This window comes from Paenibacillus dendrobii (assembly GCF_009807035.1).
Taxonomy (GTDB): domain Bacteria; phylum Bacillota; class Bacilli; order Paenibacillales; family Paenibacillaceae; genus Paenibacillus_AQ; species Paenibacillus_AQ dendrobii.
Genome location: NZ_WUBI01000001.1, coordinates 1,988,594 through 2,001,878, shown reverse-complemented (window position 1 = coordinate 2,001,878; position 13,285 = coordinate 1,988,594). Strand labels below are relative to the sequence as shown.

Here is a 13,285-nt window from a genome sequence, read left to right as displayed (position 1 = left end):
GGGGGGCATGCAGATGAAGAGAAGGTTCGCATTGTTCATGATCGTGCTGCTTCTGGCTTCCGGAACCGGCGCGGCGCAGGTATCGGCGGACGATACCTCTTACAACTACTCTTACTGGGGAACTCCGGTTCCGGCACCGGCTCCTTATGCGCTCGAGCAGGTGGTATACGGAAACGACTGGAGCGCAGGGCCTTTATCTTCTCCCCAGGATATGTACGCCGGTCCTGACGGCCGGTTGTACGTTGCCGACACTGGCAACAGCCGGATTGTCATCCTCAGCGGGGATATGCAGGTGGAGAAGGTCATTGCAGGTTTCGAGCATGACGGGAAAGAGGACAGTCTGAATCAGCCGCAGGGCATTTTCGTGGATTCCGAGCGCCATATATACGTCGCGGATACCGGTAACCGGCGGATCGTCGAGCTGGATGCAAACGGAAAGCTGATCCGGATCATGAACGAACCGAAATCAACGCTGCTGCGGGAAGGCTTTCAGTATTCTCCGGTCAAGCTGGCGGTGGATAAAGCCAAAAGGCTGTATGTCATCAGCCAAGGGAGCTATGAAGGCATCATGGAGTTTGATTCGGATGGCGTCTTCAATGGTTTCATCGGCACGAACCGCGTCAAGTTCAGTCCAGTGGATTTGTTCTGGAAGCGGATATCGACCAAAGCCCAGCGTGACCAGATGCAGCAGTTCATCCCGATCGAGTTCAACAATCTGGATGTGGATGAGAACGGCTTTATTTATACCTCCACCTCGGAGGAAGATTCCGATCAGCCCTTGAAACATCTCAATCCATCCGGTACGGATATTCTTCGCAGCAAGGGATATTTTCCGCCCAAAGGGGATGTGGGCAATCTGGAAGGCGGGAGCGTGACGGGCAGCTCCATATTTATCGACGTTATTCCGGATCAAGGCGGGATGTACAGCGGCCTGGATTCGAAGCGCGGGCGCATCTTCACCTATGACAAGGACGGGAACCTGTTATATGAGTTCGGCGGCCTGGGGAGCCAGCAGGAGAATTTCCGCACGCCGTCGGCGATCGAGATGCTGGGCGACCGGATGCTTGTGCTCGACAAGGATAACAACCGCCTTTCGGTGTTTGCGCCGACAACCTACGGCAGCCTGATACGCAGTGCGGTGGCCGCGCTTAACGAAGGACAGACAGAGCGTTCAACGGCCGACTGGGAAAAGGTACTTCAGCTCAATGCCAATTTTGACGTTGCTTATATCGGCATTGGCAAATCCCTTCTGAAGCAGGGGGATAACCGGGAAGCTATGACGTACTTCAAGTTGGGCAACAGCCGCGAGTATTACTCGGAAGCCTTCAAGCGCTACCGGAAGGAAGTGGTATTCGACCACTTCGGCTTGATCGTGCTGGTCATCGTCCTGGCGGTTGCCGTCATCGTGGCAGGCGTCAAGCTCGCGGGCCGCAAGACCAAAGGGCAATTCTACCAGGAGTTCGGCATTGTCCGAAATCCGTTGTATACGATACTCCATCCTTTTAACGGCTTCTGGGAAATGAAGTACGAACGCAAGGGAAGGCTGAGCGTGGCATTCATCATCGTGGCGCTGCTTGTGATCGCCATGATCGTCAAACGCCAGTTCAACGGATTTGTCATTAATTTCAACGATCCGGAGCAGCTGAACAGCCTGGATGAACTCAAATTCATCGTGCTTCCTTTCCTCTTGTGGTGCATCGCCAACTGGTCGCTCACAACCTTGATGGACGGAGAAGGTAAGTTTACCGAAATTATCATTGCAACGGCATATTCCCTGCTGCCGCTGGTGCTGATCTATTTTCCTCAGGTGCTGTACAGCAACGTGATCACGGCGGATGAGAGCTCGTTTTACTACCTTCTGAACACGGTCGCGCTGATATGGTTCGTCTGGCTTCTGTTTACCGGGACGATGACCGTTCATCAATATTCGGCCGGAAAAACCATCGTGACGATGCTGCTGACGCTGGTCGTGATGGGCATCATCATTTTCTTGGGTGTATTGTTCTTCAGCATGCTTCAGCAAATGATCAATTTCGTCAGCTCCATCTATAAAGAAATTTCATTCCGGATGTAGACGCCAAAAGGAGGGATGGGACGTGGGCATACGCAAAAAACAAGCCGCAGGCATCCTGTGCGCACTGCTCCTGACAGCAGCGATTCTGGAATCAGGCCTTGGCGGATTACAGGGCAGGGAGGCGGCAGCATCCGAAGCTCCAGCCATGGAAACGGCGCCAGTAAGCCAGGAGGCAGGGACAGATCAAACTCCGGTACACACGGTGACGGCAGTATCAGAGGCAAATCGGAATCAGGTGACCGCGAATGCCCCGCAAGAGCTCGCCGCGCTGGAAGCAATGGACATGGCTGCGGAGAATGATCAGCTCAGGTTGTACGTGAACAAGGAAACCGCGGAAATTGCCGTGCAGGAGAAACAAAACGGATATATTTGGTTTTCCAATCCGGCGGGGCGCGGTGATGATCCGCTGGCATCTCCCCTTTACCAATCGGAGTTGTCCGCGCAGGTGCTGCTTACCTACTATAACGACAAAGGGCAGGTCAATGCCTTTAACAGCTACGACGACAGCGTGGCCAAAAAGCAGTTTGAAATCTCTTCCGCGGATCATGGAATCCGAGTGGATTACCGGATGGGCAACGTGGCGCAGTCCTTTGCCAACATCCCCAAGGCGATCAGCAAAGAACGTTTTGAAAAAGAAATCCTTGAACATCTCAAGGATGCGGATCAGCGCGATGACGTGAAGTACAAATTCCGCCTGGATGAGCAAAAGCAGGTGTACGAGGTTCGGAAACTGCAGGATTATGTAGCGGAGGAGCTCTCGGCCGTGCTCGAGACTGCAGGTTATACGGCAGCGGACGCTGCGCAGGACAATAAGGAGAACGGGGCGGGAGAAACCGTGGCTTCGGAAGAAGCGGAATTCACAATCCCAATCGTGTACGCCCTTGATGGCGGCAATCTTGTCGTTTCCGTTCCGGCCAAAGAACTGAAAGCGACCAAAGCTTATCCCATCGCATCCCTGCAGGTGCTGAAGTTTTTCGGGGCGGCAGATGCGGGCAAGAAGGGATACCTATTTGTTCCCGACGGTTCCGGGGCGCTGATACATCTGAACAATAAAAAGCTGGACGCGGAAGGCTACAATCTTCCGGTTTACGGCAATGACGGCACCTTCGACGTGAAAGAGAGAATCCAAACGAACGAGACCACCCGCCTGCCGGTATTCGGACTGAAGCAGGGCGACCACGCCATGATCGGCATCATCGAAGACGGGGATGCGGGGGCAAGCATTTCAGCTGATGTGAGCGGTCGCAACGATTCCTACAATACGGTCAGCAGCAAATTCCAGGTGACGGCGATGGATTACTACACCTTGTCGTCGGGAACGAAGAGCAGCGCCGTGCCCATGTTCCAAACGGGAAAATATCAGGGCGATTTGCAGGTCCGCTACGCGTTTCTGTCAGGCGATGCCGCGGATTATAGCGGGATGGCCGCCGCCTACCGGAGTTATCTGGCGGACAAATACAAGCTGAAACCGCTGACGGCGTCAAAGGACGCCCCGTTCATACTGGAGCTCGCAGGTGCCTTCCGCAAGCAGAAATCGCTACTCGGCATTCCTTATCAAAGGGCGGAGGCTTTGACGACCTTCGGTGAAGCGGAAATGATCGTGGGCAAGCTGAAGGATGCCGGAATCCAAGCTATCGATCTGAGGTTGACGGGTTGGTTTAACGGCGGCATTCGCCATTCCTCCCCTGATGATGTGGCGATTGCCGGTGTTCTCGGAGGCCAAAAAGGATTTCTTCATTTGGCCGACTACTTGAAGCAGAACGGATACGGGTTCTACCCCGATGCCGCTTTTCTGGAGAAATATAAAAACTCCGCGGGGGCTGCGACTCTGCTCGACCGCAGCAAAGCGGAAGTATACCAATACAATCCCGTGACGTATGCGAAGGATACGGCTAAATTCTCGCATTACGTTCTGTCGCCGCGCCAGCTGCCGAAGCAGGTCGACGGCTTTCTGAAGGATTACACGAAGCTCGGTGTTGCCGGCCTTTCCCTGCGCGATCTCGGCAAGGAAGTCAATTCCGATTTCGATCCGGGCCATCCGGTGAGCAGGCAGGATTCCCTTGCGGCTTCGGTCCAAGAACTGATGCTTCTGAAGGACAAAACCGGTCCGCTGATGATTGACGGAGGCAATGCATACAGCCTGCCCTATGCGGGTCTGGTTGTGAATGCTCCGGAACGCAGCAGCCGGCTGAATATTATTGATGAAGAAATACCCTTTTACCAGATTGTTCTTCACGGTTACGCGGATATTGCCGGGGCCCCCTACAATATGAACGAGCTGCAGAGTCCGCGCGCGTCCATGCTGAAATCGCTGGAAACAGGTTCTGCCGTGTACTATCAATGGTTCGCCAGCGATGCATCCAAAGTGAAGGATACGGATTATAACGGGTTGTACGCGTTAAATTACCGGGATGGGTTGGATGAAGCCGTGAAGTTGTACCGGGAGGCCAATCCGATTTTGACCCAAGTCCGGAATCAAGTCATCACGGCCCATAAGGAGCTTGCTCCAGGCGTGGTCCGAACAACGTATCAAAACGGACTAAGCATCACGATTAATTACAATCAAACGGCGGTAGCCGTGGACGGCCTGCAGCTTCAGCCGCAGAGCTATCACGTAGGCGGTGAATAACATGTTCAGAAAACCACTCACTTTGTCCCAGAAAAAGCAATGGTACGGCGTTCTGTTCGTCACGCCGCTGATTTTGGGACTCGTCATCCTGTTCCTGCTGCCGCTCATCCAGTCGTTTCGTTTCAGCTTAAGTTCGATTCACCTGGTTGAAGGCGGTTTTGCCGTCGATTATAAAGGCTGGTCCAACTACAGCAATCTGTTTACGACCAATCCGGATTATCCGCGTAAGCTGACGGAGTCGGTTACGGGCATGGTAGTGAACGTGCCGATCATTATTATATTCAGTTTGTTTGCGGCGGTACTGCTGAACCAGAAATTCCGGGGCCGGGCGCTCGCGAGGGCCATCTTTTTCCTGCCGGTGATTCTGGCATCAGCCGCGATCGCGAATTTGGATATCAGCAGCTTTGTCGGCGGTTCGACCATGTCCGGCGGTAGCGAAGGCAGCGGCGGGCTGCTGCAAAGCTTCGAGCTGAAGAAAATGCTGACCGAGTCGGGCCTAGCGCCGGTATTCGTCGACTACATTACGGGAGCGGTTGACCGGATTTATGAGATCATCAGCTCCTCGGGCGTGCAGATCCTGATTTTCCTGGCCGGTCTGCAGTCGATATCGCCTGCTCTGTATGAGGCTTCCCGGATTGAAGGAGCGACGGGCTACGAGATCTTCTGGAAAGTCACCTTTCCGATGATGACGCCGCTGATCTTAACGAATGTAGTTTATTCGATCATCGATTCCTTCAGCCGTAATTCGATCAACTCCCTGATTTCCGAGACAGCATTCAAATCGTTCGAGTTTGGCCAAAGCGCGGCGATGTCCTGGGTATATTTTGCAGTCGTGACCGCGATCTTGGGCATTTCAACGGCCATCATTTCCAGGAAGGTATTCTACTACGACTGATAGAGGAGGAAAAGGCTATGAAATCGCCTGCCGCATACGCGGATATCATCCAGTACCGCTTCAACCCGCTGGAAAAATCCAAACTATGGCTGTGGATTCTCGTGCGCACCGTCCTGATCGCGGGATTCTGCTTCATCATATTATTCCCGCTGTTTCTGCGCCTGTCCGTAGCATTCCGCAGCAAGGTCGATATTTATGATCCGACGGTGCTGTGGATTCCCCGGCACTTCACGCTGGACAACATCAAAATCGCGATGGAAGCCACTCATTATTTTTCGGCGCTCCTAAATACCTTTCTGATCTCGGCCGGAACGACGATCATCCAGCTCGCCTCGTGCGCCCTTGCCGCTTATGCATTTGCGAGGCTGAAGTTTAAGGGCAGCGGCCTGCTGTTCGGATTAGTCATCTTCACGATTGTGGTGCCGCCGCAGACGATTATGATTCCGCTGTATCTCACGTACCGGTATTTCGATTTGTTCGGCGCCATCAAGCTGCTGACCGGCAAATCGAGTCTGAACCTCATCGACACTTTCTGGCCGTTCCTGATCTCTTCGGCTACCGCAATGGGACTGAAAAACGGTTTGTATATCTATATCTTCAGGCAGTTTTTTCGCGGCATACCGAAAGAGATCGAGGAGTCGGCATTCGTGGACGGTGCGGGCGTGTTGAAAACCTTTTATCGGATCATGCTGCCCAATGCAGTCCCGGCCATCGTTACGGTGCTGCTATTCTCGTTCGTGTGGCAATGGAATGACAGTTACTACGTATCGTTGTTCCTGAGCAAGGTCAAAGTATTGTCCACGCAGCTGATGGATATGGGCTCGGCGCTCGGCAAGGAACCGGATCTCGTCTACCAGTCCATGCTTCTAAACACGGGTGTGCTGCTGCTGACGGCACCTTTAATCATTCTGTACTTGTTCGTGCAGCGATACTTTGTGGAGAGCGTGGAAAGAACGGGAATCGTCGGATAATGTCTGAGTTTCTGGACGATTACCCATGCTGCAAGAGACCCTGATTGCAGAGATCGAAGAGGCTATGAAGGGTCTTCCGGCAGCGCAGGACAAAATACCCGGTAAGATTGGAGTGCAGAATATTGACACAATCAAAGACCGTACATATCATTTCACATACGCATTGGGACCGGGAATGGTATCTGCCTTACGAAAAGCATCATGTGCGGCTGATCAAGCTGATGGATCATTTGCTCGAAGTGCTGCAGGAAGATCCGGATTTCAAAAGCTTTCATCTGGACGGGCAAACGATCATGTTGGAGGACTATTTGCAAATTCGTCCGGAAAACAGGGCGCTGCTTGAGCAGTACGTCCGGGAAGGCCGAATACATATCGGACCCTGGTATATATTGCAGGATGAATTTCTGACCAGCAGCGAAGCCAATGTACGGAATCTGTTGTATGGGCATCAGGATGCTGCCCGGTACGGCGGCGTGAGTCAAACGGGGTATTTCCCCGATTCCTTCGGCAATATGGGGCAGGCACCGCAGCTGCTGCAGCAGGCAGGCATCGGCAATGCGGTGTTCGGACGCGGCGTGAAGCCGACCGGCTTCAACAATGAAGTCAGCGAAACGGCCGCCTATGAGTCTCCTTATTCCGAAATGATCTGGGAAGCGCCCGATGGTTCGCGTGTTCTGGGAATCCTGTTTGCGAACTGGTACAGCAACGGCAACGAAATTCCGGTGGAACCGGAGGCAGCGCTGAGCTACTGGGAACAGAAGCTGAAGGATGCGGCGGCGTATGCATCCACGCCGCACTTGCTGATGATGAACGGCTGTGATCACCAGCCGGTGCAGCTGGATGTGGCAGAAGCCATCAAGACGGCACAGCGCCTGTATCCGGAGCATCGGTTTATCCATTCCAATTTTACGGATTATATCGAAGCGGTATCTTCCGCCGCACCGGATTTTCTGTCCGTGGTACGCGGCGAGCTCCGCAGCCAGCATACGGACGGCTGGTCTACGCTGGTGAACACGGCTTCCTCCCGGATCTATTTGAAGCAGATGAACAGCCAAGGCCAGACGATGCTGGAGAAGGTAGCCGAGCCGCTTGCCGCATTCGCCCATCTAACCGGCAAAGCGCCATATCCTCATCATCTGCTGGAATACGCCTGGAAAACGCTGATGCAAAACCATCCGCATGACAGCATTTGCGGCTGCAGCGTAGATGAGGTGCATGAAGAAATGGTGACGAGGTTTGCGAAAAGCAGGCATGTGGCCGAAGCAGTAGCAGGAGAGAGTTTGACGGTGATCGCCGGAGAGATCGACACCAGCCTGTACGGAGATGAATTCCAGGATTCGGCGAGTGTTGTTCCGTTTATCGTATTTAATACCACCGGTTGGCTGCGATCAGGCGTAGTGACTACCGAGTTGGAGCTGAAGAGGATTCATTTTGGCAGCGGGTTGGGTTTCTCGGAGATGAAGCAAACACTGAAATCGCTGCCGCTGGAAGATCTGCATCTCGTGGGCCCGGAGGGACAGGAAATTCCTTTTAGCTGGGAGGATCAGGGCATCGCATTCGGATACGAGCTTCCGGATGACCGCTTCCGCCAACCGTATTTTGCGAGGCGCATTCAGATACGGTTCGAAGCTGAACGCGTGCCTGCATTAGGGCATAAAACGTATGCGCTTATGCTCGGAAAACAGCAGAAAAGCCGAATGAAGATCAAGGATCGGACCGGCCATTCGGCTGCGCAGTTGACGTGTCGGAATTCGCTGGTTACCAGCGAACGCAGCATGGAAAATGAGTATTTGGCGGTCACGATTGAGCCGAACGGCTCCCTGACTCTGAAGGATAAAGCGACGGGGAACATCTATGGAGATTTGTGCATCTACGAGGATACCGGCGACATCGGCAACGAGTATATGTACAGGCAGCCGGAAGGCGATGTGCCCATAACGACAAGAAATAGCACGGCTTTGATTCGTCTGGTAGAGGATGAGCCGTTTCAGGCTTCATTTGAGATGATACATACCCTGCGCATTCCGAAATCCGCGGATCATAGGCTTGTTCAGGAACAGAAAGAGCTGGTTTGGTTTACGGGCAGAACCACAAGCCGTTCTACGTCGCTCATGGATTTTCAGATTCATACCCGGATTACGCTGGACCGTGGCGGAAGGGGGCTGCGGGTGGAGTCGACCTTCTTCAACGAAGCGGAGGATCATCGGCTGCGAATGCTCTTCGAGACGGGAATAAACTCCGATACTCACAAGGCGGACTCCATTTTTGAAGCGGCGGAGCGAAACAATGCACCGGCTGCGGAATGGCGGAATCCGAGCAACTGCCATCATCAGCAGGCGTTTGTCTCGATCGGTAACGGGGAACAGGGCCTGACCATTGCCAACCAGGGCCTGCCGGAGTACGAAATCCTACACCAGGATACGGCTGTCATTGCCGTCACCCTTCTCAGATCAGTTGGGGAAATGGGGGATTGGGGTTACTTCCCGACGCCCGGAGCACAGTGTCCCGGGAAGCACACGACCCGGCTTGAGATTATCCCATTCGGCCCATCCGTACCAAGGGAGGATCAAACCCGGACAAGTGAATCAGATTCAATGATCATGGCCATGCAGTTTCAGGTACCTTGGTCGGTACAGCAGACGGGCCTTCATGACGGAAGCCTTCCTGCGGTTCATTCCTTCCTGGCCTGGAAAGGGGAAGATCTGATGTTCTCTGCGCTGAAAATGTCCCGTGAGACCGGCAGCATCATTGCAAGGTGGTACAATACGGCCTCAAGCCCGCGTTATTTGACGGTGAATCCGGATTTCAGGTTCCAGGAAGCAAGGGAGAGTCACATTTTGGAGGAACCGCTGGAGATAACGGGCCTCGAGGCCATGGAGATACGCCCGGCAGAAATTAAAACGATCAGCTTGAGTTTGCCGGAATAGTTTTTTACAAGTTGCATATCCAGCCGAATAACCGCCGCAGGAAGCCTGGCTTCCGCTGCGGTTATTCGCTGTTTCCGGAAGAAAAATGACGGCCTCCGGATTTACATATCGCTTCTTAGGGCAAAGGGATGAGGCGCCGATCCCCGTTGACTGTTTTCGTAAAGCGCGGTTATTGTATAGTTACAACTCGGGGCCACTGAGGCCCGGGGAGACGACACAACGCATAAGGTGATTAAGATGCATAAGAATTCATGGTATTCCCTGATCAAGAGAAAGTCTTTCGTTCTCCGGCGGTTGTCGATCAAAAACAGGCTGCTGGCTGCCTTCGTGATTACCTCGCTATTGCCGGTCGTATTCGTGAGCGTATATTCCAATATGAAATATGAGACCTCGGTTACGAATAAGATGAGTGCTTACTCCATGCAGATTCTGGACGAGCTGTCCCAGAATGCGACACGCGAGCTTGAGCAGTACGAAACCTTGAGCGAGAACATTATCATCAACCATTTAATTCAAAATGGAATTCCCCGATTTAATCAGATGAGCGATTACGAAAAAAATCAGCTCCAGACTCAGATTGGTGACGAAATGGGGCAGCAGATTTTCCAGCTCGGCAATATCAGTAACGTCATGATCCTGACCAACAGCGGAGAGTCGTTTTTCGATCTCGGCTTCGAACTGTATCCGGCGAAACCAATCCAATCGATGCTGGAAGAGACGAAGCAGTCCTTTGGAAACGCTTACTGGACTTATTTGCGTTCAAGCCGCGGAACCAATACGATTGCCCTCAGCCGCAGGATCTATGCGGAGGATAAGCTGAATAAGCAGCTTGGCTATCTGATTATATTCATCGATGAAAAAGTGTTTTCGCGCAATATTTATAAATTCGTCAATCTCGGAGCCGGAAGCAGCATTTATATTTCCGATGCAAGCGGAATGGTGATATCATCCCTTTCGGATGACATCCCGAAGGGGAGTCATTTTGCGGAAAAGGAAGTGTTTGACACCATAGACAAGCAATTTAACCAGGAAGAGAAGCTCAGTGCTTTTCATACCGATGTGGGCAAGCATCAGTTCCTCGTGGGGAGTTCCTATATCCGTTCGGCGAATTGGTTCTTTGTTGGAATGATTCCGCAAAAATTCATCGTATCCGAGCTCTCTGAAATGAGGCGGAACATTGTATTCATCTGTCTCGTTGTGCTTCTCTTATCCGGCATGATTTCGATGTGGATTTATTTTACGATCAGCAACCCGATGCGCTCGCTGCTGCTGTATGCCAAGCAGATCCGCATGGGCAGGCTGGAGGCGACGACAAGCACCAGGAACGCATATCCGGATGAAATGGATAAATTGACGGAAACCATCGACGGAATGGTGGAGCAGTTGAAGCAGCTGATCGGACAAGTACAATCAGAGCAGCAGGCCAAACGCGACGCGGAGCTGAAGATGCTGCAGGCACAGATTAATCCGCATTTTTTGTTTAATACTTTAAATTCCCTAAAATGGAGTGCCATGCTGGGCGGAAACGAATCGGTCACCAGCGGTATTGAGTCCCTGTCCGAGCTGCTGCGCAGCACGATTATGGTGAAGGATGAGTTTATTCCGCTGCAAACGGAGATTGAAAATTTGCTCCATTACGCGACAATCCAGAAAATCCGCTATGGTGATTCCTTCGTGCTGCATACTGACGTGGACGAGGATCTGTCTGTCGATCTGGTGCCGAAGTTTATTTTGCAGCCGATTGTGGAGAATTCCATTTTGCACGGTGTAGGGGACGATGAGAAACGGGTTGGCATATGGGTAAAAGCCAGCCGCGAGAATCATGTGCTCACCATCCGTATTACCGATAACGGAAAAGGCTTTGACATGAATGATGTCAAGACAAACCCTAAATCCCATTCCAAGCTGTCAGGACTTGGCATTGCCAATGTGGATGAGCGGATCAAGCTGCATTTTGGCGCAGCATTCGGTCTGGTTACAACCAGCGTTATCGGAGAGGGTACCGAAACCGTGATTACACTTCCGGTCTATACACACGAGGGGGATATGGAGCGATATGTATAAAGTATTGATCGTCGATGATGAAATGATTGTTCGTCATGCCGTGAAAACCCTGATTCATTGGGAAGGCAGCCAATTCGTCTACGCCGGTTCAGCCGCAAGCGGCAAATCAGCGCTTAGAATAATGCAGGAACAGCCTGCGGACATTGTCATTACCGATATCAAAATGCCTGAAATGGACGGCATTGAGTTGATCAAGCAGCTGCTGGATTCCGGCTTTGACGGGGAGATTCTCGTTCTCAGCAACTTTAATGATTTTGAACTGGTACGTGAGGCGCTGAAATGCGGTGCCCATGATTATATGCTGAAACTGACGCTGAAGAGCGATAATTTCATGCAGACACTGGGGGAAATTGCCACGAAGCTGGATGCGAAGAAGCGGAGTCCCGGAGTTCCTGTCTCCGCAGAGCAGCCGGGAACCACAAACCGTCTTCATGATGTATTATCTTCCATTTATTTGCCCGCTGGAGGAGCAGACGCGTTCAGTATCGAGGCTGCCGAAGAACTATGGCCCAAGGATCATTTCGTATACACCTTCGTCATTCAGGCGGAGACCGTAGGAGCAAAGAGAGAGGCGGGTTCTCTGGAGCATTCACTCAGCCAGCTCTGGAGCGACGTCTACCCGGGAAGTACTTGGCAGTGTACTGTAGCTGACGAGGACCAGAGGTTCCTGTTCGCGGCAGCCTACCCGGCAGCGGCTGAGGCTGCCGAACCGGCGGAAATGGCCGAACGAATCATCAGCCTGGCTTCGATGTACTACAGCATGAAGGTGAATATCATTTATGGCAATGCGGCTTCTCAAGCAGAGGAGCTGCTGACGGAAATCCGGTTATGCCGGGAGGCCCAGCCCCTGCTCTTCTACAAGGCAGCGGGCTCTATTTGCGAATCATGCCGGAGCGCAAGTGATGAAGATCCCGGATACCAACGCTTGGAGACGGAATGGCTGGAGGGGATCACTAAGGGGCAGTCCGAGTTTATTGCGAACTGGGAGAATCGGGCGCAGCAGATGATCCTGGAAGGGGCAAAGCGACGGATCTATCCGCGTATTGTCAAACGGGTGATCTGCGAGGGAATGTGGACTTTGAGCCGCAAGCTGGGGCTGGAACAGCAGCGCGGCTTTGATCCATCACTATGGCTCGAACGCATCACAGGGGCCGGCACGGATACGGAGATGATGATCATCGTGGAGGAACTGGCCCATGACGTCCTAGAGCTTGCTGGAAGCGGAGCCGGCGTGCGCGCGAATCGGCCCGAAGTTCGCAAGGCGCTGGTGTATCTGGAGGAGAACTATCCGCGGGCAGTAACCATACATGATGTGGCTGTGCACGTGAGCTTGTCAGAGACTTACTTATGTCAAATTTTCAAGACGGATACCGGCAAGAGCATGATGACTTTTCTGAACGAGCTTCGGATGGTTAAAGCCTACGAGATGCTGTCTTCCGGACAAATGCTCGTCAAAGAGGTTGCGGCCGAGGTCGGTATTCATGATCCTTTTTACTTTAACAGGTTGTTTAAAAAGCATTACGGGATCCCTCCAAAACAAGTCAAGTCGAAAGAAATTACAGGTTCTAAGGAGGAATAACGCGAAACTGAACAATCCTAAGCAACAATCATAAAATTGTCCATTAAGAGTGTAAACGCTTTCGGGAATTACCTAAAATCGTCCATGACAATCATCGGGTTTCTCCATTTGGCAGCGCCTTCAGCGGAAGTATAATGACAACATAT

Annotated in this window: 7 protein-coding genes; all 7 read left to right on the top strand. The window is 52.5% G+C overall.

Translation table 11 applies throughout. From position 1 onward, the window contains the following. Window positions 1-13: 13 nt before the first annotated feature. Complete coding sequence (locus tag GRF59_RS08740; protein ID WP_160497194.1) at window positions 14-2,074, top strand: YIP1 family protein; 2,061 nt, start codon at window positions 14-16, stop codon at window positions 2,072-2,074. Between the two features lie 22 nt (window positions 2,075-2,096). Further along, entirely contained in the window at window positions 2,097-4,703 is a 2,607-nt protein-coding gene (locus tag GRF59_RS08735) for a DUF5696 domain-containing protein (RefSeq protein WP_160497193.1), read from the top strand. Window position 4,704: 1 nt separating this feature from the next. Continuing rightward, window positions 4,705-5,598, top strand: coding sequence for a carbohydrate ABC transporter permease (locus tag GRF59_RS08730; RefSeq protein ID WP_160497192.1), 894 nt, complete (start codon window positions 4,705-4,707; stop codon window positions 5,596-5,598). Window positions 5,599-5,615: 17 nt separating this feature from the next. Next, on the top strand, window positions 5,616-6,569 hold the full coding sequence (locus tag GRF59_RS08725; protein ID WP_160497191.1) for a carbohydrate ABC transporter permease: 954 nt from the start codon (window positions 5,616-5,618) through the stop codon (window positions 6,567-6,569). A gap of 122 nt (window positions 6,570-6,691) precedes the next feature. Continuing rightward, window positions 6,692-9,496, top strand: coding sequence for an alpha-mannosidase (locus tag GRF59_RS08720; protein ID WP_160497190.1), 2,805 nt, complete (start codon window positions 6,692-6,694; stop codon window positions 9,494-9,496). Between the two features lie 237 nt (window positions 9,497-9,733). Beyond that, complete coding sequence (locus tag GRF59_RS08715) at window positions 9,734-11,560, top strand: sensor histidine kinase (protein WP_160497189.1); 1,827 nt, start codon at window positions 9,734-9,736, stop codon at window positions 11,558-11,560. Continuing rightward, window positions 11,553-13,139: a response regulator transcription factor gene (locus GRF59_RS08710; RefSeq protein ID WP_160497188.1), complete on the top strand. Its 1,587-nt coding sequence runs from the start codon at window positions 11,553-11,555 to the stop codon at window positions 13,137-13,139. Before GRF59_RS08715 ends, GRF59_RS08710 begins: the two co-directional genes overlap by 8 nt. The last annotated feature ends 146 nt before the right edge of the window (window positions 13,140-13,285 follow it).

Coding starts and splice junctions, on each gene's coding strand:
- GRF59_RS08740 (WP_160497194.1), top strand. CDS start 14: ATGAAGAGAAGGTTCGCATTGTTCATGATCGTGCTGCTTCTGGCTTCC.
- GRF59_RS08730 (WP_160497192.1), top strand. CDS start 4,705: ATGTTCAGAAAACCACTCACTTTGTCCCAGAAAAAGCAATGGTACGGC.
- GRF59_RS08725 (WP_160497191.1), top strand. CDS start 5,616: ATGAAATCGCCTGCCGCATACGCGGATATCATCCAGTACCGCTTCAAC.
- GRF59_RS08715 (WP_160497189.1), top strand. CDS start 9,734: ATGCATAAGAATTCATGGTATTCCCTGATCAAGAGAAAGTCTTTCGTT.
- GRF59_RS08710 (WP_160497188.1), top strand. CDS start 11,553: ATGTATAAAGTATTGATCGTCGATGATGAAATGATTGTTCGTCATGCC.